The sequence below is a fragment of the Trinickia symbiotica genome (genome assembly GCF_002934455.1).
GTDB classification, from domain to species: Bacteria; Pseudomonadota; Gammaproteobacteria; order Burkholderiales; family Burkholderiaceae; genus Trinickia; species Trinickia symbiotica.
In genome coordinates, this window is the sequence record NZ_PTIR01000018.1 from 88,545 (window position 1) to 110,700 (window position 22,156).

Annotated in this window: 21 protein-coding genes; 15 read left to right on the forward strand and 6 right to left on the reverse strand. The window is 64.4% G+C overall.

Features of this window, described 5'->3' with window-relative positions:
• The first annotated feature begins 74 nt into the window (after positions 1–74).
• Positions 75–1,748: a dihydrolipoyllysine-residue acetyltransferase gene (gene aceF, locus B0G57_RS22885; protein WP_018440234.1), complete on the forward strand. Its 1,674-nt coding sequence runs from the start codon at positions 75–77 to the stop codon at positions 1,746–1,748.
• A 29-nt stretch (positions 1,749–1,777) separates the two neighbouring features.
• Positions 1,778–3,562 (forward strand): dihydrolipoyl dehydrogenase, encoded by a 1,785-nt coding sequence (gene lpdA / locus B0G57_RS22890; protein ID WP_018440233.1) that lies wholly within the window; start codon positions 1,778–1,780, stop codon positions 3,560–3,562.
• A 184-nt stretch (positions 3,563–3,746) separates the two neighbouring features.
• Here lpdA and B0G57_RS22895 read toward each other — a convergent pair whose 3' ends face one another.
• Positions 3,747–4,322, reverse strand: coding sequence for a phasin family protein (locus tag B0G57_RS22895; RefSeq protein WP_018440232.1), 576 nt, complete (start codon positions 4,320–4,322; stop codon positions 3,747–3,749).
• Positions 4,323–5,008: 686 nt separating this feature from the next.
• On the opposite strand from B0G57_RS22895, the gene pbpG reads away from it, so the two are divergent.
• Entirely contained in the window at positions 5,009–6,166 is a 1,158-nt protein-coding gene (gene pbpG, locus B0G57_RS22900) for a D-alanyl-D-alanine endopeptidase (RefSeq protein WP_018440230.1), read from the forward strand.
• Positions 6,167–6,254: 88 nt separating this feature from the next.
• On the opposite strand, the gene B0G57_RS22905 is transcribed toward pbpG, so the two are convergent.
• Positions 6,255–7,082 carry an IclR family transcriptional regulator gene (locus B0G57_RS22905; RefSeq protein ID WP_018440229.1) on the reverse strand — a complete coding sequence of 276 codons (828 nt, stop codon included), beginning with the start codon at positions 7,080–7,082 and terminating at the stop codon, positions 6,255–6,257.
• Between the two features lie 159 nt (positions 7,083–7,241).
• On the opposite strand from B0G57_RS22905, the gene B0G57_RS22910 reads away from it, so the two are divergent.
• The 12 genes from B0G57_RS22910 to iscX all read left to right on the forward strand — a co-directional run bounded on the left by B0G57_RS22910 (position 7,242) and on the right by iscX (position 16,380).
• Complete coding sequence (locus B0G57_RS22910; protein ID WP_026229589.1) at positions 7,242–7,964, forward strand: (Fe-S)-binding protein; 723 nt, start codon at positions 7,242–7,244, stop codon at positions 7,962–7,964.
• 39 nt (positions 7,965–8,003) lie between these two features.
• On the forward strand, positions 8,004–9,443 hold the full coding sequence (locus B0G57_RS22915; protein ID WP_018440227.1) for a lactate utilization protein B: 1,440 nt from the start codon (positions 8,004–8,006) through the stop codon (positions 9,441–9,443).
• A gap of 130 nt (positions 9,444–9,573) precedes the next feature.
• Positions 9,574–9,807 (forward strand): hypothetical protein, encoded by a 234-nt coding sequence (locus B0G57_RS22920; RefSeq protein ID WP_020566136.1) that lies wholly within the window; start codon positions 9,574–9,576, stop codon positions 9,805–9,807.
• 42 nt (positions 9,808–9,849) lie between these two features.
• On the forward strand, positions 9,850–10,338 hold the full coding sequence (locus B0G57_RS22925) for a low molecular weight protein-tyrosine-phosphatase (protein WP_026229588.1): 489 nt from the start codon (positions 9,850–9,852) through the stop codon (positions 10,336–10,338).
• A 93-nt stretch (positions 10,339–10,431) separates the two neighbouring features.
• Positions 10,432–10,962 carry a Fe-S cluster assembly transcriptional regulator IscR gene (iscR, locus tag B0G57_RS22930; protein WP_018440224.1) on the forward strand — a complete coding sequence of 177 codons (531 nt, stop codon included), beginning with the start codon at positions 10,432–10,434 and terminating at the stop codon, positions 10,960–10,962.
• A gap of 110 nt (positions 10,963–11,072) precedes the next feature.
• Positions 11,073–12,296, forward strand: coding sequence for an IscS subfamily cysteine desulfurase (locus B0G57_RS22935; protein ID WP_018440223.1), 1,224 nt, complete (start codon positions 11,073–11,075; stop codon positions 12,294–12,296).
• 55 nt (positions 12,297–12,351) lie between these two features.
• Entirely contained in the window at positions 12,352–12,789 is a 438-nt protein-coding gene (iscU, locus tag B0G57_RS22940) for a Fe-S cluster assembly scaffold IscU (RefSeq protein ID WP_018440222.1), read from the forward strand.
• A 7-nt stretch (positions 12,790–12,796) separates the two neighbouring features.
• Positions 12,797–13,120 carry an iron-sulfur cluster assembly protein IscA gene (gene iscA, locus B0G57_RS22945; RefSeq protein ID WP_018440221.1) on the forward strand — a complete coding sequence of 108 codons (324 nt, stop codon included), beginning with the start codon at positions 12,797–12,799 and terminating at the stop codon, positions 13,118–13,120.
• A gap of 191 nt (positions 13,121–13,311) precedes the next feature.
• Entirely contained in the window at positions 13,312–13,839 is a 528-nt protein-coding gene (gene hscB, locus B0G57_RS22950) for a Fe-S protein assembly co-chaperone HscB (protein WP_026229587.1), read from the forward strand.
• A 78-nt stretch (positions 13,840–13,917) separates the two neighbouring features.
• On the forward strand, positions 13,918–15,783 hold the full coding sequence (hscA, locus tag B0G57_RS22955) for a Fe-S protein assembly chaperone HscA (protein WP_026229586.1): 1,866 nt from the start codon (positions 13,918–13,920) through the stop codon (positions 15,781–15,783).
• A 38-nt stretch (positions 15,784–15,821) separates the two neighbouring features.
• A complete protein-coding gene (gene fdx, locus B0G57_RS22960) occupies positions 15,822–16,163 on the forward strand; it encodes an ISC system 2Fe-2S type ferredoxin (protein WP_018440218.1) in 342 nt (113 codons plus the stop codon).
• A gap of 19 nt (positions 16,164–16,182) precedes the next feature.
• Positions 16,183–16,380 (forward strand): Fe-S cluster assembly protein IscX, encoded by a 198-nt coding sequence (gene iscX, locus B0G57_RS22965; RefSeq protein WP_018440217.1) that lies wholly within the window; start codon positions 16,183–16,185, stop codon positions 16,378–16,380.
• Positions 16,381–16,526: 146 nt separating this feature from the next.
• Here iscX and B0G57_RS22970 read toward each other — a convergent pair whose 3' ends face one another.
• From B0G57_RS22970 to recJ, 4 genes are all read right to left on the reverse strand, one after another.
• Positions 16,527–17,306: an outer membrane lipoprotein gene (locus tag B0G57_RS22970; RefSeq protein ID WP_018440216.1), complete on the reverse strand. Its 780-nt coding sequence runs from the start codon at positions 17,304–17,306 to the stop codon at positions 16,527–16,529.
• Positions 17,307–17,677: 371 nt separating this feature from the next.
• Entirely contained in the window at positions 17,678–19,210 is a 1,533-nt protein-coding gene (lysS, locus tag B0G57_RS22975) for a lysine--tRNA ligase (protein ID WP_018440215.1), read from the reverse strand.
• A 9-nt stretch (positions 19,211–19,219) separates the two neighbouring features.
• Positions 19,220–20,324, reverse strand: a protein-coding gene (prfB, locus tag B0G57_RS22980; RefSeq protein WP_102607212.1) for a peptide chain release factor 2 whose coding sequence is annotated in 2 segments (ribosomal slippage) — positions 19,220–20,242 and positions 20,244–20,324 — 1,104 coding nt in all. Because the reading frame shifts where the segments join, the coding sequence is not laid out codon by codon here.
• Between the two features lie 100 nt (positions 20,325–20,424).
• On the reverse strand, positions 20,425–22,146 hold the full coding sequence (gene recJ / locus B0G57_RS22985) for a single-stranded-DNA-specific exonuclease RecJ (protein WP_018440214.1): 1,722 nt from the start codon (positions 22,144–22,146) through the stop codon (positions 20,425–20,427).
• Positions 22,147–22,156 lie beyond the last annotated feature (10 nt).

The window sequence follows — 22,156 nt, forward strand, 5'->3', positions numbered from 1 at the left end:
TTCGCGCGATCCGACGCGTGCGTGAGCCGCCCGAAAGGCGGCTTCACGCGCGTGTGCCCTGGAGACACCAACAAATGAGTCAAGCGATCGAAGTCAAGGTGCCGGACATCGGCGATTTCAAGGACGTACCCGTCATCGACATCCTCGTGAAACCGGGCGATACCGTCGAGCCGGAGCAGTCCCTCATCACGCTCGAGTCGGACAAGGCGACGATGGACGTGCCGAGCCCCGCGGCCGGCACCGTCAAGGAAATCCGAGTGAAGCAGGGCGACACCGTCTCCGAGGGCACGTTGATCGTGCTGCTCGAAGGCGGCGCGGCAGGGGCCGCCAAGCCCGCGCAAGGCAACGGCGCGGCCGCGCCTTCCCCCGCGCCGGCGGCGGCACCGGCCGCCGCGCCGGCTCCGGCGGCCGCCGCGCCGGCCGGCGGCGCGGTCCAGGAAGTCAAAGTGCCCGACATCGGCGACTTCAAGGACATCCCCGTCATCGAGATCGCCGTAAAAGTCGGCGATCGCGTGCAGAAGGAGCAATCGCTCATCACGCTCGAATCCGACAAGGCGACGATGGATGTACCAAGCCCGGCCGACGGCGTCGTCAAGGATCTGAAGGTAAAGGTGGGCGACACCGTCTCCGAAGGTTCCGTGATTCTGCTGCTCGAATCCGGAGGCGCGGGTGCCGAAGCAGCGCCGGCCCCGGCCGCCGCGCCACAGAGGAAGGTGGAAGAGCCCTCCGATTCGCCGCGTCCCGACCTGGCGCACAAGGCGCCCACGCCGCCATCCGCGCTCGCACAGGCTCCGCTGATTCCAGCGGGAGAGGGCGGCGTGCGCCGGCCGAGCCATGCGTCGCCCTCGGTGCGCAAGTTCGCGCGCGATCTCGGCGTCGATGTGGCGCTCGTGCCGGGCACGGGCCCGAAAGGCCGCATTACTCAGGAAGACGTGACAGCGTTCGTGAAGGGCGTGATGACCGGACAGCGCGCGCCGGCCGGCGTACCCGCGGGCGCGCCGTCCGCGGGCGGCGAGCTGAACCTGCTGCCCTGGCCGAAGATCGACTTCACGAAGTTCGGCCCGATCGAGGCCAAGCCGCTTTCGCGCATCAAGAAGATTTCGGGCGCGAACCTGCACCGCAACTGGGTGATGATTCCGCACGTCACGAACAACGACGAGGCCGACATCACCGAGCTCGAGGCGCTGCGCGTTCAGCTCAACAAGGAAAACGAGAAGGCGGGTGTCAAGGTCACGATGCTCGCGTTCGTGATCAAGGCCGTCGTGGCCGCGTTGAAGAAGTTCCCGACGTTCAACGCGAGCCTCGATGGCGACAATCTCGTCTACAAGCAGTACTACCACGTCGGCTTTGCGGCCGATACGCCGAACGGGCTCGTCGTTCCTGTGATCCGCGACGCGGACAAGAAGGGACTCATCGAGATCGCCAAGGAGATGGCCGAGCTCTCGAAGCTCGCGCGCGAAGGCAAGCTCAAGCCCGATCAGATGCAAGGCGGCTGCTTCTCGATTTCGTCGCTGGGCGGCATCGGCGGCACGCATTTCACGCCGATCATCAATGCGCCCGAAGTGGCGATCCTCGGTCTTTCGCGCGGCGCGATGAAGCCCGTCTGGGACGGCAAGCAGTTCGCCCCGCGGCTCACGCTGCCGCTTTCGCTGTCATACGATCATCGTGTCATCGACGGCGCCGAGGCCGCGCGCTTCAACGCCTATCTCACCTCGCTGCTCGCCGATTTCCGGCGCGTGATCCTTTGATCGCCGGCGCTAACAAGAAGGGGACGTGAATGAGTCTCGTCGAAGTGAAAGTGCCGGATATCGGCGATTTCAAGGACGTCGATGTCATCGAGGTCAACATCAAGGCTGGCGACGTCATCGAGAAGGAACAGTCGCTGCTGACGCTCGAGTCCGACAAGGCGTCGATGGAGGTGCCGAGCGATGCCGCCGGCACGGTCAAGGAAGTGAGGATCAAGGCCGGCGACAAGGTCTCGCAGGGCACCGTCATCGCGCTCGTCGAAGTAAGCGTTGGCGCCGGTGCGGCGAAGCCGGCGCCCGCCGCCCAGTCGCACGCGCCGGCCGCGGCCCCGGCTCCCGCGCGTGCAGAACCGCCGCGCTCACAGCCGGCTGCGGCGCCTGCCGCAGCCAGCTACACGGGTAACGTCGACATCGAGTGCGACATGGTCGTGCTCGGCGCGGGGCCCGGTGGCTACTCGGCGGCCTTCCGCTCGGCCGATCTCGGCATGAAGACGGTACTCGTCGAGCGCTATCCGACGCTCGGCGGCGTGTGCCTGAACGTCGGCTGCATTCCGTCGAAGGCGCTGCTGCACACGGCGCTGATCATGGACGAAGTCGGCGAGCTCGCCGAGCACGGCATCATGTTCGGGGAGGCGAAGATCGACCTTCCGAAGCTGCGCTCATTCAAGTCCGGCGTCGTCAAGAAGCTGACGACGGGCTTGGCAGGCATGGCGAAAGCGCGCAAGGTCGAGGTCGTGACCGGTGTCGGCTCGTTCCTCGACCCGCACCATATGGAAGTCCAGGGCGAAAGCGGCAAAAGGGTCGTCCGCTTCAAGCAGGCGATCGTCGCGGCCGGCTCGCAAGCCGTGAAGCTGCCGTTCATGCCCGACGACCCGCGCGTCATCGATTCGACGGGCGCGCTCGAGCTGCCGCAGATTCCGCAGCGGATGCTTGTCGTCGGCGGCGGCATCATCGGACTCGAAATGGCGACGGTCTATGCGACGCTCGGCGCCAAGATCGACGTCGTCGAGATGCTCGACGGCCTTATGCTGGGCGCCGATCGCGACCTCGTGAAGGTTTGGCAGAAGTACAGCGCCAGGCATTTCGCCAACGTCATGCTGAAGACCAAGACGACGTCGGCCGAAGCGAAGTCCGACGGCATCTACGTCAAGTTCGAAGGCGAGAGCGCGCCAGCGCAGGCGCAGCGCTACGACCTCGTACTCGTGGCGGTCGGACGCAGCCCGAACGGCAAGAAAATCGGTGCCGACAACGCGGGGATCGCGGTGACCGATCGCGGCTTCATTGAGGTCGACAAGCAGATGCGTACCAACGTGCCGCACATCTTCGCGATCGGCGACATCGTCGGGCAGCCGATGCTCGCCCACAAGGCGGTGCACGAAGGGCACGTCGCGGCGGAAGCTGCGCATGGTGAAAAGGCTTATTTCGACGCGCTGCAGATCCCGTCCGTGGCCTATACCGACCCGGAGGTCGCTTGGGCCGGAAAGACCGAGGACCAGTGCAAGGCCGAGGGCATCAAGTTCGGCAAGGCCGTCTTCCCCTGGGCCGCCTCGGGCCGGGCGATCGCGAACGGCCGGGACGAGGGCTTCACGAAGCTGATCTTCGACGAAGAGACGCATCGCGTCATCGGCGGCGGGATCGTCGGCCTCAACGCCGGCGATCTGATCAGCGAAGTGTGCCTTGCCATCGAGATGGGGGCGGATGCCACCGACATCGGCCGCACGATCCATCCGCACCCGACGCTCGGCGAATCGATCGGCATGGCCGCCGAGCTTTACGAAGGGGTCTGCACCGACCTGCCGCCGCAGCGCAAGAAGTGAAGCGGCGCGCGAAGGCTTGGCCGCCCGACTGGGTCGTCAAGTTTTCGGCGCGACGGGCGCTCGGTGGATCGCGGCGCCCGCCGTAACGCATATAAAAGCAAAAACGGCGCGCTTCCGTTGGGAAGCGCGCCGTTTTTTCGTGCGGGGAGGGCCGGAGTTCAGCCCTCGGTTCCCGTCACGACTCTCAGGCAACAGGCTTTTTCGCTGCCGCGCGCGAAGCCGAAGCGGCTTGTTGAGCGGCCTTTTGCGCAGCCGTGGCGGCCGCGTTGAAGTTGCTTTCGGCGATCTCGACGGCTTGCTTCGTCGCCTTGTGGACCGTTTCGTACGTGGTGTTGGCGGCCGTGATCGCGGACTTCATCACGGCGACAGCCGTTTCCGAGCCGGCGGGAGCGTTCTTGCCGATGTTGTCGACGAGCGCCTGCACCTTGCGGTTCTGCTCTTCGTACTGCGCTTCCGCGACGCGCGCGAATTCGGCTTGCGTGGCCGACGCGATCTCATAGAGATGACGGCCGTACGACAGGACCTTCTCAGCCGCGGGCTGCGCGATGCTCGCTTGCAGCGCGAGGAATTCCTGCGCATCCTTCACGGACAGCGCACGCTGCGCGTTTTCCTGGCCTTCCGCGATCGTCGACTTGACGACTTGCACGTTCAACTCGACCAGCTTCTCGATGCCTTCGAACGCCTTGTTCGTGAGGCCGAACAGCGCTTCGAGGTTGGCCTTCTGGGCTGCCGCGAATTGCTCAGGTGTCAGCAGAGTCATGTTTTCGCTCCTGATAGTCGGCCTGTCTGGCGCAGACCGGGGGGTGGAATGGCAAAACTTTGATCGCGTCGTCTAGCCGACGCGTTTTGTGCGTCGCAACAACGGATCCTATTTTAGGCTCACTTGACCAAATGTCAAGCGCATTTTTGTGCATTGCACAATGTTAGGGTTTCCACGTAAAAACAACGGCATGACGGTAATTTTGGCCGAGCAAACGCTCGCTTTCCGGGAAAAAATGCGGCAGTGCTTCGCCCTCGTGCACCAGTCTCGTGATACGATCGCGCCCACGCTCCCGCCGCACTTTGTGCGCGCGTCGACTCGACGTCAACGCAAGGTCGCCGCCGCGCGTTGAGTCGGCTCGCGACGCGCAATGCAGTTCGAAGGGCGCATCGCGGCCGATCGCCGCCGTCGTGGCGCCCGCCCCTCGGCGCCCGTCCGTGGCGGGCCAATGCTGTCATTTTTCGTTCAAGTTTGCGTCAAATGCGCCGTTATGTGGCTATCGCCCCATAGCGAACCCGCGTTTTGTCGCATGCTGAAATCGCGCGTGCGCGGCAGCCGATTCTGCCTGCCAGCACCTACAATTTGCTTCAAGGACCGCCGGTAAGTGCTTCAGATTGCTTATTTTTAATACCTTTACTACACTTGCCGGAACCTTCCGTCTCTCGCCACCCGTTTTAAGAACACCAATGAAAACCGCTCTGTTTTCGTCGCTCAAAGTGATGCAAGACGTGGCGCTTACCAGAGTCGTCTCGGTGACTGCTTCCCTGCTCGCCGCCGCGGTCTTCGCGGCCCCGACCGACGCGCTTGCCGCGCCCAGCTCGACCGACGCCGCTCAGACCAAGCCCTCCCTCGCGAAGAAAGCGCACAAGATCCGACACGCCGCGGCCAAAGAAGCCGCGAGTGCCGAAAAGCCCGCCGCCCTCGCGGACGAGAAAACACGCAAGAAGCGCGTTTCGTACACCCTGAGGGCGCACGGGCGTCACGGCGCGATGCGCCGGGTCGCCTTCGAGTCGCGCCTGCCGGCGACCGGCCAGGCGTTCAAGCTGCAAGAGGGGCCGGAAGGACTCGCGCTGCGCTCGAACGTCGCTTACGTGATCGACCAGAACACGTCCGAAACGCTCTTCGACAAAAACTCGCGCTCCGTCGTGCCCATCGCCTCGATCACGAAGCTGATGACGGCGATGGTCGTCCTCGATTCCAAGATGCCGCTGACGGACGAGATCGAGGTGACGGACGAGGATCGCGACTACGAGAAGCATACCGGCTCGCGGCTCGCCGTCGGCTCGGTGCTGTCGCGCGAGGATATGCTGCACATCGCGCTGATGGCGTCGGAAAATCGCGCAGCGGCCGCGCTGTCGCGCTACTATCCGGGCGGCCGCGCGGCGTTCATCGCCGCGATGAACGCCAAGGCGAAGGCGCTCGGCATGACGGACACGCGTTTCGAGAACCCGACCGGCCTCACGAGCCATAACGTCTCGACGGCGCGCGATCTCGTGAAGATGGTCGACGCGGCCTATCAGTATCCGCTGATCCGCAAGTTCTCCACGGATCGCAGCTATACGGTCGATACGGGCCGGCGTGAGATCGCCTACAACAGCACCAACGCGCTCGTGCGCAATCCGTCGTGGGAGATCGGCCTGCAAAAGACCGGTTTCATCAACGAAGCGGGCGAGTGCCTCGTGATGCAGGCGACGATCCAGGGCCGGCCGCTGATCATGGTGCTGCTCGATTCGTCGGGCAAGTACTCGCGCTTCGCCGACGCCACGCGCCTGCGCACCTGGCTCGACAACGGCGGCGATCAGCGGATCACGAGCGCCGACGCAGGCCCGCGCGGAGGGACGTGACGCGGTGCTTCACCGTCGCGATCAGAAAAAAGCCCCGTTCGCGTGACGGGGCTTTTTATCGGCCGGCTGACGTGGCTCAAGCGGTGGCTCAAGCGGTTTTCGCCGCTTTAGTGTCGTGGCCGTTGCCGGCCGTCGCGCTCACCGCTTCGGGGTGGTATCCGAGCGATTCGGAGATGACGAGCGCGGTGCGGCTCAGGTGACCGAGCCACGCATCCTGCAGCCGGTCTGCCGGAGCCGACAGCGAGAGGCCGGCAACGAGCTTGCCCGTGTCGTCGTAGATTCCGGCGGCGATGCAGCGCACGCCGAGCTCGAGCTCTTCGTTGTCGCGGGCGCAAGCCTGCTGACGCACCTGCAGCAACTCTCGCTCGAGCCGTCCGAGGTCCGTGATGCTATTTTGAGTGTGCCCCGAGAGACCCGTGCGCGTGGCATAGGCACGCACGCGCGGGGCCTCGTCGGCCGCCAGGAAGAGCTTGCCGACCGATGTCAGGTGCAGCGGGGCCCGGCCGCCGATCGCGCGCACGACCTGCATGCCCGAACGCTCGGAGTAGGCACGTTCGATGTAGACGATTTCGTCGCCCTGGCGCACTGACAAGTTGACCGTCTGCCCGGTGAGACGATGCAGCTCGCGCATCGGCGCGAGCGCCGCATCGCGCACGGAGAGGCGGGCCTTGACGAGATTGCCGAGCTCGAGCAACCGCATGCCGAGCCGGTAAGTGCCCGGATCCGAACGGTCGACCAGGCGGCAGGTGACCATGTCGTTGAGAATGCGGTGCGCGGTCGACGGGTGCAGCTCCGTGCGCAGGGCGAGCTCCTTGAGGCTGACCGGATCGGTGTGACCGGCAAGGGCGTCCAGCAGGCGCATCATGCGTTCGATGACCTGGATCGACGTCTTGGTGTCCTGGTTCGTATCGCTCATCGTGGATCGAATGACGCAAAGCAAAAAGTCATTGTATCTCGTATTGTGAAAAAAGCGAACGCTGTTCGAACGCTGGTTCGGCACCGTTTTTCGGCGGGTTGCCCGCGCGAGCGGCCGCAATCGACGGATAATGGCAGCGATCGTCTCAACGGAGCCCTCATGCGCGTCGGATTGTTCGTCACTTGCCTCATCGACCTCATGCGCCCCGAAATCGGGTTTTCGGCCGTCAAGCTGATCGAGCAGGCGGGGTTCGAGGTGGTTGTGCCGCCCGCCCAGACCTGCTGCGGGCAGCCCGCCTACAACTCGGGCGAGCGGCGCATCGCGCGCGATCTGGCCGAGAAGATGCTGCGCGAGTTCGAGCAGTTCGACTATGTCGTTGTTCCGTCCGGGTCCTGCGGCGGCATGATCGCTGTCCACTACGCCGATCTTTTTGCCGACGATCCCGAGCTTATGGGACGTTATGGACGCCTTCGCGCCAAGGTTCATGAACTGACGGACTTTCTCGTGAACGTGGCGAAGGTCGAGCTGTCGCCGGGCCATTTCGTGGGCCCCGTCACCTATCACGACTCCTGCGCAGGGCTGCGCGAGCTTGGCGTCAAGCTCGAGCCGCGGGCCTTGCTCGCGCAAAAGGGCGTCGAGATCAACGAGATGAAGGGCTGCGAGCACTGCTGCGGCTTCGGCGGCACCTTTGCGGTCAAGTACGGCAATATCTCGACGGCGATCGTCGACGAAAAGTGCGAAAACATCCGTGCGAGCGGCGCGGACACGGTCGTGCTCGGGGACCTCGGCTGTATCCTCAACATCGAAGGCCGTCTGCGGCGCACGGGCGATACAGTCACGCGCGTGCTTCACATCGCCCAGGTGCTTGCGGAAGACATCTGACGCGCCTCTGCCTTTTTGTCTTTTCGATACGGTGCTTTCATGCAAGTCCAATCGATGCACTTCAAGGCGCGCGCGAAAGAGAGTCTCGCCAACGCGCGTTTGCAGCAGAACCTGACGAAGCTGTCGACCAAGTTCGTTTCGGCGCGCGCGGTGGCGATGGAGTCGATTAATTTTCCGGCGACGCGCGCGGAGCTCAAGGTGCGCCGCAACCGGGCGCTCGATGATCTCGACGTCTGGCTCGAGACGTTCGAGCGCGAGGCGACGCGTCGCGGGGTGACGGTGCTCTACGCCGAGACGACGCGCGACGCGGCGCGGCTCGTGGCCGAGATCGCGCGTCGTCACGACGTCAAGAAGGTCATCAAGACCAAATCGATGGTCTCGGAGGAGATGCGCCTGAACGCGGTTCTCGGCGAAATGGGCGTGCAATCGATCGAGACAGACCTCGGCGAGTACATCCTGCAGATCAACGACAACGAGCCTCCCAGCCACATCATCGCGCCCGTGGTGCACAAGGATAAGGAGGAGATCGCCGATCTGTTCGCGCGAACGCACGCGCGTGCGCGCCTCACCGAAATTCCGCAGATGACGCGCGAGGCGCGCGACGTCCTGCGACCTCACTTCATGTCGGCCGACATGGGCGTGACCGGGGGCAACTTTCTGATCGCGGAAACCGGCTCCGTCGTGCTCGTCACGAACGAAGGCAACGAGGGCATGTGCACGGTCATGCCGCGCGTGCACGTGGCCGTGACCGGCATCGAAAAAGTGCTGCCGACGCTCGAGGACCTGGCGGTCGCGATGCGGCTTCTGCCGCGCTCGGCGACCGGGCAGTCCATGTCGAATTACTTTTCCCTGCTGACCGGGCATCGCGCCGAGGGCGATGGCGACGGCCCCGAGGATATGTACGTCGTGCTCGTCGACGGCGGCCGCACCGGTCTCATCGGCGGCGAGTTTCAGGAAATGCTGCGCTGCATACGCTGCGGCGCCTGCATGAACCACTGTCCCGTCTATCAGAAGGTGGGCGGCCACGCTTATGGTTGGGTCTACCCGGGCCCGATGGGCTCCGTGCTCACGCCGAGCTATGTGGGGCTCGACAAGGCGGTCGACCTGCCGCAGGCGGCCACGCTTTGCGGCGAGTGCAACAGTGTCTGCCCGGTCGGCATACCGATTTCGGACCTCTTGCGCAAGCTGCGCGAAAAGCAAATGGACCGGCATTTGCGGCCGCTCGCGGAACGCATCGGGCTTGCCGTCTGGGGATTCGTCGCCGTGCGGCCGGCGCTTTACGGGCTGGTCACCAAACTTGCGGTTCGCGTGCTCGAAACGATGGGAGGCCGCAGCCGCTCGATCTCGCGGCTGCCGTTCGGGCAGGGGTGGACGGCGACGCGCGAGATGCCGGCTCCCGTCGGCCGTACGTTCCGCGAGCTCTATGCCGCGCAACGCAGTCATGGTGGCGACCGCGCGCCCCGAAGCGCCGGGTCGTAGCACGATTGTTTATCGTATCGCAACGCTGAATTCGCTATTCCCGGCTTTGTCTCAATAGACGATATCTATAGAATCCTCTCATGTAACGCGGACGCGCAGTGTGCGCGCCCACATCAACGAGGGGCGCAAGATGAAAACGAGAATATCGGTCTATTGGCCACTGGCCGTGGCGGTGACCCTGGTCGCCCTTGCGGCGATGCAAGCGCACGGCGAGAAGGCGCGGCATGAGCCGCTGGCGGCGGAGCAAGTGAGCGCTGAGCTGGCTCGCACGATCTCTTATGGGCTCATCGACGGAACTGAAACCGAGAGCGCGGCCACCGTGGGGCAACGCGCCTCGAGCGCCGGGAAGCCACAAGCGTCGTAGGAGGGGCGCCTCTATAATGGCGCCTTTCTATCGCCGCCGATGATGAACACCGTCTCCGTCTGTTTCGTCTGTCTTGGAAACATCTGCCGTTCGCCGACGGCCGAAGCGGTCATGCGCGCCCAAATCGACGCGGCGGGGCTGCAGGATCGGATCGTCGTGGATTCCGCCGGCACCGGCGACTGGCATGTCGGGGAAGCGCCCGATGAACGTGCGCAGGCGGCCGCGCTGCGACGCGGTTATGATCTCTCGGCGCTGAAGGCCAGGCAAGTCGCCCAAGAAGACTTCGAGCGGTTCGACCTGCTGCTCGCGATGGACGGCGAGAACCTGCGTATGTTGCGCCGGCTTTGCCCGCCGCGGCATCAGCCGAAATTGCGGCTCTTGATGGAATTCGCCGCTCAGCCGGCGGTCAGCGAGGTGGCCGACCCGTACTTCGGCGGCGGGGAAGGCTTCGAGCAAGTGCTCGATCAATGCGAGGAGGCGTGCCGCGGATTGATCGCGCACCTGCGTGCTCGGACCTTCTTCGTACCCTAATGACCTGTTCGGCGGCAGGGGATACTTGACTAAAAATGTCATGTATTTATACTTGACCGCAATTGTCAAGAATTGCGGTTTCCCCCCAATACCATGAGACTCACCACGAAAGGGCGTTTCGCCGTCACGGCGATGATCGACTTGGCGCTCCGGCAGGATCAGGGGCCGGTGACGCTCGCTGGAATCAGCCAGCGCCAGCGGATCTCGCTGTCCTATCTCGAACAGCTGTTCGGCAAGCTGCGTCGTCACGAGATCGTCGAGTCGGTGCGCGGCCCGGGCGGCGGTTACAACCTCGCCCGCAGGGCCAATGAAGTGACGGTCGCGGACATCATCATCGCCGTCGACGAGCCGCTCGATGCCACTCAGTGCGGTGGCAAGGGCTCATGCGAGGGCACGAAGCAAAGCGACGGCCATTGCATGACGCACGAGCTCTGGTCGACGCTGAACCAGAAGATGGTCGAGTACCTCGATTCGGTGTCGTTGCAAGATCTCGTCGATCAACAGCGCTCGCGCGAGGGCGTGCCGTCGGTCCTGCACGATCGGCGCACCGAGCCGGCTGCGCCCGAGGCGCCGCGTCCCACACCGAAAGGCCCGAACTCGGTATTCAACATCGCGAGTTCTTAGCTGATTTGATTTCAGTGCGCTGCCCGTCGAGCCGGCTCGAGCGATCGAGCCGAGCGTAACGGAGCGAGGCGAGCGCCGTACCCAAAACAACGAGTCCCCCGGAGCGATTGATGATCAACGAAATGCCCCATCTGCCCATCTATATGGACTACAGCGCGACGACGCCCGTCGATCCGCGCGTGGTGGACAAGATGATTCCGTTTCTGCGCGAGCAGTTCGGCAACCCCGCGTCGCGCAGCCATTCGTATGGATGGGAAGCGGAGCGCGCCGTCGAAGAGGCGCGCGAGCATGTCGCCGCGCTGGTCAACGCCGATCCGCGCGAAATCATCTGGACGTCGGGCGCGACGGAGTCGGACAACCTCGCGATCAAGGGGGCCGCGCACTTCTACAAGAGCCGCGGCAAGCATGTCGTCACGGTGAAAACCGAACATAAGGCGGTGCTCGATACAGCCCGCGAGCTCGAGCGCGAAGGCTTCGAAGTCACGTACCTCGACGTTCAGGAGAACGGCCTCGTCGATATCGAGGCGTTCAAGGCGGCCCTGCGTCCCGACACGATTCTCGTCTCCGTGATGTTCGTGAACAACGAGATCGGCGTGATTCAGGACATCGAAGCGATCGGCGAAATCTGCCGCTCGAAGAACATCATCTTCCATGTCGACGCCGCGCAGGCGACGGGCAAGGTCGAAATCGACCTCAATCGTCTGAAGGTCGATCTGATGTCGTTTTCCGCGCACAAGACCTACGGCCCGAAGGGCATCGGTGCGCTCTATGTGCGCCGCAAGCCGCGTGTGCGCATCGAGGCTCAGATGCACGGCGGCGGCCATGAGCGCGGCATGCGCTCGGGTACGCTCCCGACGCATCAGATCGTCGGGATGGGCGAGGCGTTTCGCATCGCCCGCGAGGAAATGGCGACCGAAAACGAGCGCGTGCGCATGCTGCGCGACCGGTTGCTCGCCGGCCTCACGGAAATCGAGGAGGTCTATGTCAACGGCGACATGGAACGGCGCATTCCGCACAACCTGAACCTGAGCTTCAACTTCGTCGAAGGCGAATCGCTGATCATGGCAATCAAGGAAGTGGCCGTTTCGTCGGGCTCCGCGTGCACGTCGGCCTCGCTCGAACCGTCGTATGTCCTGCGCGCGCTCGGCCGCAACGACGAGCTCGCGCATAGCTCGATCCGGTTTACCGTGGGCCGCTTCACGACGGAACAGGAGGTCGAATTCGTGGTCGATCTGTTGAAGAGGAAGATCGCTAAGCTGCGCGACCTGTCCCCGCTCTGGGAAATGCACCAGGACGGCATCGATCTTTCGACGATCAAGTGGGCCGCGCACTGAAGCGGCATCGGACGACAAACACCGGACGACACAGGAATCAAGGAGAGTTTTGACCATGTCTTACAGCAATAAAGTGTTGGATCACTATGAGAATCCGCGCAACGTCGGCTCGTTCGCCAAGGACGACGACACGGTGGGCACCGGCATGGTCGGGGCGCCCGCTTGCGGCGATGTGATGAAGCTGCAGATCCGCGTGGGTGCGGACGGCGTCATCGAAGATGCGAAGTTCAAGACGTACGGCTGCGGTTCGGCTATCGCGTCGAGCTCGCTCGTCACCGAATGGGTGAAGGGTAAGACGCTCGACGAGGCACTCACGATCAAGAACACGCAGATCGCCGAGGAGCTGGCGCTGCCGCCCGTGAAGATTCACTGTTCGATCTTGGCCGAGGACGCGATCAAGGCCGCGGTGGCCGATTACAAGCAACGCCATACGGGCGTGGCGGGCGACACGGCTGGAAAGACAGTGGTAGATGCAAACCAGCAAGCTGCTTGAATGAGCCATGGCAATTACATTGACTGACAAGGCCGCGCAGCAAGTCCAGAAGTATCTGGTGCGGCGCGGCAAGGGAATCGGTCTGCGGCTCGGCGTCCGGACGACGGGCTGCTCGGGCCTCGCGTACAAGCTCGAATACGTCGATGAGCTCGAGCCCGAGGACCAGATCTTCGAGTCCAATGGCGTCAAAGTCATCGTCGACCCGAAGAGCCTCGCGTATATCGATGGCACGGAGCTCGACTTCGCGCGCGAAGGATTGAACGAGGGATTCAAGTTCAACAACCCGAACGTGAAGGACGAGTGCGGCTGCGGCGAGTCATTCCGCGTCTGACGACGCTCGCGAGCGTTTCGTAGCGGTTCTCCTTCCTGCAAGCATCGACCGGAGAGAAGGGCGGCGCGAGCCGCCTTTTGTTCGCTCGCACGGCGCGGCGTCGCCGAGGGATGCGCGAGTCGCCCGTGCCGTCGCGCCGTTGCGCACAAGTGAACATCGCGGCCCCCGAGGCCTTCAACGACCACCGCCTCATGTCTTCGATCCAGCAAAATTACTTTGAGCTTTTCCATCTCCCCGCACGATTCGCGCTCGATACCGATGCGCTCGATGCGGCCTACCGTACGGTGCAGGCGCAAGTTCACCCTGATCGTTTCGCCGCCGCGGGAGACGCGCAAAAGCGCATTGCGATGCAGTGGGCCGCACGCGCCAACGAGGCATATAGCACGCTTCGCGATCCGCTGAAGCGCGCCACTTATCTGCTTTCGCTGCGTGGGGCCGACGTCGAGGCCGAGAACAACACCGCGATGGAATCGGCGTTCTTGATGCAGCAAATGGAATGGCGCGAGCGCGTGGAAGATGCCGCGGGCGCGAAGAATGTCGAAGCGCTCAATGCCTTGCTCGATGAACTGCGCGATGAGGAGCGTGCGCGCTTCGCCAAACTCGCCGCATTGCTGGACGGCGGCGCTGATCAGCCGGCGGCCGAAGCGGTGCGGCAATTGATGTTCATCGAGCGCGTCGCGACCGAAATCGGCGCGCAGATCGAAAAGCTCGAGAACTAGGACGACGCCAAGCTGCGCGGCGACCATCGCGCAGCCGACTCATAATAGCGGGGGCACGGATCCCCGAAGAAACCTCAGATGGCCTTATTGCAAATTTCCGAACCCGGCATGGCGCCAGCGCCGCACCAACGGCGTGTCGCCGTCGGTATCGATCTCGGTACGACGAATTCGCTGGTCGCCGCCGTGCGCAACGGCGTACCCGACGCGCTGCCCGATGAGCACGGGCGCGTACTGCTGCCGTCCGTCGTTCGCTATCTCGAGAAGGACGGGCGTCGGATCGGATATGCGGCAAAGGAAGAAGCCGCGATCGATCCGCGCAATACCATCGTCTCCGTGAAGCGCTTCATGGGGCGCGGCAAGGCGGAGGTCGAAGGCGCCGAGAATGCCCCGTACGACTTTGTCGACGCGCCCGGCATGGTGCAGATTCGCACAGCCGCAGGGGTCAAAAGCCCCGTCGAGGTGTCCGCCGAAATCCTGGCCACGCTGGGTCAACGCGCCGAAGATACGCTCGGCGATGAGCTCGTCGGCGCCGTGATTACCGTGCCCGCCTATTTCGACGAGGGGCAGCGGCAGGCGACGAAGGATGCCGCCCGTCTCGCCGGCCTGAATGTGCTGCGCCTGCTCAACGAACCGACGGCGGCGGCGATCGCCTACGGCCTCGATAACGGAGCGGAAGGGCTCTACGCGGTCTACGACCTCGGCGGTGGGACGTTCGATCTGTCAATCCTCAAGCTGACGAAGGGGGTCTTCGAGGTGTTGGCCGCGGGCGGCGATTCGGCGCTCGGCGGCGACGACTTCGACCACGTGCTGTTTCGCCACGTCTTGTCCGAGGCCGGCCTCGCGCCGCAAAGCCTCGCGCCCGAGGACGTCCGGCTGCTGCTCGATCGCGTGCGCGCGGCCAAAGAGGCGTTGTCGAGCGCCAACGAAGTGCTGCTCGAGGCGACGCTGTCCGATGGCACGCGCATCGCTCAGCCGATCAGCGAAGCGCGATTCGCGACGCTCGTCGAGCATCTGGTGCAGCGCACCCTCGGGCCGACAAAAAAGGCATTGCGCGACGCGAAAATCGCGCCCGCCGACGTCAAGGGTGTCGTGCTCGTAGGGGGCGCGACACGCATGCCGGTGATTCGCCGCGCCGTCGAAGCGTTCTTCGGCCAGCCCCCGCTCACCAATCTCGACCCCGATCAGGTGGTCGCGCTGGGAGCCGCCGTTCAGGCCGACTTGCTTGCCGGCAACCGCGGCGGCGACGACTGGCTCCTGCTCGACGTGATTCCGCTCTCGCTCGGCGTGGAGACGATGGGTGGGCTCGTCGAAAAGATCATTCCGCGCAACTCGACGATTCCCGTCGCGCGTGCCCAGGAGTTCACGACGTTCAAGGACGGCCAGACCGCGATGGCGATCCACGTCGTGCAGGGAGAGCGCGAGCTCGTGTCCGACTGCCGTTCGCTCGCGCGCTTCGAGCTGCGCGGGATTCCGCCGATGGCGGCCGGCGCCGCGCGCATTCGAGTGACCTACCAAGTCGATGCCGACGGATTGCTTTCCGTCGTCGCACGGGAACAGCATTCGGGCGTCGAGGCGTCCGTCGTCGTGAAGCCTTCGTACGGGCTCGCCGACGACGACATCGCGCGCATGCTCGAAGATAGTTTCAAGTCGGCGGAGGTGGACATGCGAGCGCGCGCGCTGCGCGAAGCGCAGGTCGAGGCCGAGCGGCTGATCGAAGCGACCGAGGCGGCGCTCGCGGCCGATGGCGAATTGCTCGACGCCGCCGAGCGCGCGCTCGTCGACGCCGCGCTCGTCGATTTGCGCGAAGCGGCACGTGGCAGCGATGCGGATGCGATCGAAGCCGCCACGAAAGCACTCGCCTCGGCGACGGACGAGTTTGCCGCGCGCCGCATGGACAAGGGCATTCGCGAGGCACTGAAGGGTCGCCGGCTCGACGAGGTCTAACAAGCAAGCCCACACTACACTGATTGAACGGAAACCGTATGTCGCAAATCGTTGTGCTGCCCCATGTGGAACTGTGCCCCGAGGGGGCGGTCATCGAGGCTGAGCCGGGTAAGAGCGTCTGTGCGACGCTGCTCGAGAACGGGATCGAGATCGAGCATGCTTGCGAAATGTCTTGCGCGTGCACCACTTGCCATGTGATCGTACGCGAGGGCTTCGACGCGCTCGAGCCGTCCGAGGAGAACGAGGACGACCTGCTCGACAAGGCATGGGGACTCGAGCCCACTTCGAGGCTTTCATGCCAGGCGGTCGTGCCCGCAGGCGAGGATCTCGTCATCGAGATTCCGCGCTACTCGATCAACCATGCGAAGGAAAATCATTGAACCGAGGAGGGAGCAAGCCATGAAGTGGACGGACGTACAAGAAATCGCAATGGCCCTCACCGATAAACACAGCGGCATCGATCCGCAATACGTGCGGTTCACGGACTTGCATCGGTGGGTGACGGAGCTCGAAGGGTTCGACGATGATCCGAACCGGTCGAGCGAAAAGATCCTCGAGGCCATCCAGCTAGCCTGGATCGAAGATGCGGCCGAATGAGCCGCGGCGGGAGCGGACCGGATGGACTAAACGGACGGGCGGCCGCTGAGGCCGCCGGGTCGGGCGGGCCTCATCGGCCGCAAAAAAAGGCGATCCGTCGGCCGAATCGCCTTTTTTGTATTCCCGAGCGCGGCGCGGCGCGCGGCTCAGCGGGCGACGAGCGTACCGCGCTCGATCCTGACCGGCTCGCCTTGCTGGAACGGCGGTGCCTGACGGTAGGTGAAATAACGGAGCCGGCCGTTCTCCATCCGCACGCGGACTTGGTAATCCGTCGTGCTGCGCAGGTGTCGCTCGACCGCATTGCCGGCAAAGCCGCCGCCCACTGCGCCGAGAACCGTCATCGCGGCGCGACCGGTACCGGCGCCGAACTGATTGCCGAGCAGCCCACCCGCCACAGCGCCGCCCACGGCGCCGATGCCCGTGCCATGACCCTGGTGGCGCACCGTTACGATCGATTCCACGGTGCCGCAGCTCGCGCACGCGGCTGCCTGCGGCTGCGGTTGTTGTTGCGGCGTGGAGTAGGGTTGCTGCCCGGAATAGGGCTGCTGAGCGTATTGCTGCCCCGGCTGCGCATAGAGATTCGGCGCGGGCTGAGTGGCGTACTGCCCATGCTGGGCGGGTGGCGCCGCGTTTTGCTCGGGCGACGGTTGAGCCGATTGTTGCGCTTCAGTGGTTGGGTCAGGCGCCGTCGATCGCGGTGCGGGCGCGACTGCCGCAGCGGCCGGCGCGCGAGCCGACGAATCCACGACCGGTTGATTCGCGATCTGCGCGCTCTGCGTTTGATCGTTTTGCGCGCCCGTGCTCGAAGCCTTTGGAAAGAGACCGGTAATGGCGGCTGTCGCGGCCAAGCTGGCGACGATGACTGTGGCCGCCGCCGTGGCGACGAGCGGATGCATGCGGCGCGGCGACGCGGTAGGCTGATTCATGACGGACCTCGTGTCAGCGTTCTATCCCGAGTTTGCGCTTTGGCTGGCGGCCAGAGCTCGTGCTTCAGCACTCATTTGGGCGTCGTGCAAGGCGCTTGCCCGATCCCGTGCATAATCGGGACGTACAATGTTCGTACTTAGTTGGACACCAGTGTCTGCGAAACGCTGCAGGCTTGCGTTTCAATTTGTAACTGATTGCGGACGGCGAGAACCGCGCACAATCTGTTTCGTTGGAAGAAAGCCTTCGGCACACCGGCTTATCGGGTCCGGAGCGAGCTGCGCCGCCGCCGGGTCGCAGCTAGCAGCATCGCTTTTACCTGCGGTTACAAACTGTCGGGCTCGCGCAACGCCCGACAGTCGCCGTCCGACGGTCAGTCCTCGCGGCGCAAGTGAGGGAAGAGAATCACGTCGCGAATGCTCGGGCTGTCGGTCAATAGCATCACGAGGCGGTCGATGCCGATGCCGCAGCCGCCCGTCGGCGGCATCGCATATTCCAGCGCACGAATGTAATCGGCATCGTAATACATCGCCTCTTCGTCGCCGGCGTCCTTCTGCTCGACTTGTTTCTTGAAGCGAGCCGCCTGATCTTCCGGGTCGTTGAGCTCAGAGAAGCCGTTCGCGATCTCGCGGCCCGTGATGAAGAGCTCAAAGCGCTCGGTGATGCCTTCGACCGTATCCGACGCGCGCGCGAGCGGCGAGACTTCGACCGGATAATCGACGATGAACGTCGGCTCCCACAGTTGCGACTCGGCCGTTTCCTCGAAAAGTGCCAGCTGCAACGCGCCGATGCCGGCGTTCTTGAACGCGGGCTGCGCCGTGTCCACGCCGAACCGCTTCAGCTCGGCGCGCAAAAACACCGCATCGGCAAGCTGCGCATCGGTGTAGTCGGGCGCGTACTTGCGGATCGCCTGCGTGATCGTCAGCCGATGAAACGGCTTCGAAAAATCGAGCTCGCGTTGCTGGTACGTGAACGTCGCGGAGCCGAGCGCGTCGATGGCGGCTTGGCGGATCAGACGCTCGGTGAAGTCCATGAGCCAGACGTAGTCCGTATAGGCCGCATAGAACTCCATCATCGTGAACTCGGGGTTGTGCCGCGGCGACACGCCCTCGTTGCGGAAATTGCGGTTGATTTCGAAGACGCGCTCGAAGCCGCCCACGACCAGGCGCTTCAAGTAGAGCTCCGGCGCAATGCGCAGGAACATCTGCATGTCGAGCGCGTTATGGTGCGTGACGAAAGGCTTTGCGGCCGCGCCGCCCGGAATGGGGTGCAGCATCGGCGTTTCGACTTCCATGAAGTCGGCATCGGCCATGAATTTGCGGATCGAAGCGACGGCCTTCGTGCGGGCGACGAACGTCTTGCGTGCTTCGGGCGTGACGATGAGGTCGACATAGCGCTGCCGGTAACGCATTTCCTGATCGGCGAGCCCGTGGAACTTATCGGGCAGGGGACGCAGCGCCTTCGCCAGCAGCCGCAGTTCGGTGCAACGAACCGACAGCTCGCCCTTGTTCGTGCGGAACAGCACGCCGCGCGCGGCGACGATGTCGCCGAGATCCCACTTCTTGAATGCTTCGTACGCTTGCTCGCCGACGTCGGCCGGCGTGACGAAGAACTGGATCTGGCCGGAGCCGTCTTGCACCGTGGCGAAGCTGGCCTTCCCCATGATTCGCTTCAGCATCATCCGGCCGGCGATGGCAACCGGAAGCGCCGTGGCTTCGAGCGCGTCCTTGTCGGCATCGGCATACGCCGTCTGCAGTTCGCCGGCGCGATGCGTCGGGCGGAAGTCGTTCGGGTAGGCGACGCCCGACTCGCGCAGCGCACGCAATTTCTCGCGGCGCTCGGCGATGATCTTGTTTTCGTCGGCGCTGTTGTCCAACGTCGGACTCGTGAGGGTCGGTTCGGTCATGGTCTTGGCTTACACACCTTGCTTGAGGCTCGCGCTGATGAATTCGTCGAGGTCCCCGTCGAGCACGGCTTTCGTGTTGCTGATTTCGACATTCGTCCGCAAGTCCTTGACGCGGCTCTGGTCGAGCACGTAGGAGCGGATCTGATGGCCCCAGCCCACGTCGGTCTTGCTCGATTCCAATTTGTCTTGTTCTGCCTGGCGCTTGCGCAGTTCCGCTTCGTAAAGGCGCGACTTCAGCATCGCCATGGCTTCCGCGCGGTTGCGGTGCTGCGAGCGGTCGTTCTGGCACTGCACGACGATGCCCGAGGGCAGGTGCGTGATGCGAACGGCCGAATCGGTTTTGTTGATGTGCTGGCCGCCCGCGCCCGAAGCGCGGAACGTATCGATGCGCAGATCGGCCGGGTTGATGTCGACTTCGATCGAATCGTCGACTTCCGGGTAGACGAACACTGACGAGAACGACGTGTGGCGGCCGCCCGACGAGTCGAACGGCGATTTGCGCACGAGCCGGTGAATGCCCGTTTCCGTGCGCAGGAAGCCATAGGCATATTCGCCCTCGACCTTGATCGTCGCGCTCTTGATGCCGGCCACGTCGCCTTCGGACTCTTCGAGCACCTCGGCCTTGAAGCCCTTGCGCTCGCAGTAGCGCAGATACTGGCGCAACAGCATCGACGCCCAATCGCACGCCTCGGTGCCACCGGCGCCGGCTTGAATGTCGATGAATGCGTTGTTCGGATCGGCCGGATTCGCGAACATCCGGCGAAATTCCATGTCCGCGACGCGGTGTTCGAGCGATGCGGCATCGGCTTCGCATGCGACGAGCGTGTCGTCGTCGTTTTCGTCGCGCGCCATCTCGAACAGATCCTGCGCGTCGCGCAAATCGTTATCGAGCGAGGCGAGGGTGAGGACTACGGCCTCCAGCGACTTTTTTTCCCGGCCGAGGGCCTGGGCGTGCTTCGAGTCGTTCCAGACGTTCGGGTCTTCGAGTTCCTTGTTGACTTCGGCTAGACGCGCCGTTTTGGCGTCGTAGTCAAAGATACCCCCGTAGCTCGCCCGCGCGCCGGCGCAGGTCCGCGAGAGAGCCCTCGATCGCGTTCAGACGTTCCGCTTCCATGTCGATCAGCTTCGATTCGTAAAAAGGAGAAATTATAGCCGATCGGGGCTCTTGGCCCGGGGTTTCCATGGATTGCCGGTACTGGCGAAATGCGAACGCACTAGGCGCCGTCCGCCGCTACGGCATGCTCGACGATCAACTGCACGCGGGACACGCCGTTCCACGAATCGCAGGCGAGCCGATAAGCGATATGCGCGCGCGCCGGAAGCGGCTCTGTCCGATTGAACCAGATCGCCTGGAAGCGTTGACGGCTGCGCATCAGTTGAAGCCTGAGATGCTTGTCTTTGACGAGCGCCTGTGACACCACGTCGAATTCGCCGGAAAACGTCGGCGCCGGAAAACCCTGGCCCCAGACGGCCGCTTCGAGCATCTCGACGATTTGCGGCGTGAAATACGCGTCTTCGAGCGTGCCGTCCGTCATGACTACGCGCGCAAGCGCATCTTCCGTCAGCCACTCCCGGCCCACGGCCTCGAACGCGGCGGCAAAGCGGGGCACGTCCACCGCGGCGAGCGTGACGCCGGCCGCCATCGCATGCCCGCCGAATTTCGTCAGAAGGCCGGGCTCGCGCTTGGCGACGAGGTCGAGCGCGTCGCGCAAATGGAAACCGGCGATCGAGCGGCCCGACCCCTTGACGACCGTACCCGTTGCGTCGGCAGGCGCCAATGTGAATGCGGGGCGGTGAAACTTTTCCTTGAGTCGGCTCGCGACGATTCCGATCACGCCCTGATGCCACTCGGGATTGAACAGCGTGATCGTGGCCGAGCCCGCCGGGTCGAGCGCGGCCAGATCGACGAGCGCCTGCTCCTGCATGCTGGCTTCGATCTCGCGGCGCTCACGGTTCATCGCATCGAGCTGTTGCGCCAGCTCCCAGGCCCGACCGGGATCGTCCGTGATCAGGCACTCGATGCCGAGCGACATGTCCGACAACCGTCCGGCGGCGTTCAGACGCGGCCCGAGTGCAAACCCCAAGTCGAGACCGGAGGCGGTGCGCGCGTCGCGGCCCGCGGCGCGGAAGAGGGCCGCGACGCCTGGCTGCATGCGGCCGCGGCGAATGCGCGCGACCCCTTGCGCGACGAGGACGCGATTGTTGTGATCGAGCTTGACGACGTCCGCGACGGTGCCGAGCGCGACGAGATCGAGCAGCCCGTCCAGGCGCGGCTCCGCGATGCCCCCCTCGGCGAACGCGCCGCGCTCGCGCAATTGCGCGCGCAAGGCGAGCAGCACGTAGAACATCACGCCGACGCCCGCGATGCACTTGCTCGGGAACGTGCATCCCGGCTGGTTCGGATTCACGATCGCCTGGGCGTCCGGCAACACGTCGCCGGGCAGATGATGATCGGTGACCAGGACGTCGATGCCGTGCGAGCGCGCGGCGGCGACGCCGTCGACGCTGGCGATGCCGTTGTCGACCGTAATCAGCAAGTCGGGCGGTCCCGCCGGGTGTCGCGCGGCCAGCTCGACAATCTCGGGAGTCAGGCCATAGCCGTACTCGAACCGGTTGGGGACGAGATAGTCGACTTGCGCGCCGAACATGCGCAGTCCGCGGACCGCGACGGCGCAAGCGGTCGCGCCGTCGCAATCGTAGTCGGCGACGACGAGGATGCGCCGCTTCGACTCGAGCGCCCGCGCGAGCAGCGCGCCGGCCTCGGCGGCGCCCTTCAGCTCGAGCGGCGAGGCGAGTCGGGTCAGCGCCGTTTCGATTTCGTCCGGCAAGCGCACGCCGCGTGCGGCATACAGGCGGGCAAGGACAGGATGAAGACCGTGGCGGATGAGCGCGGCTTCGTCGGCGGGCGACGGCGCGCGAGTCGCGATTCGGATCATGGGAGCGCCG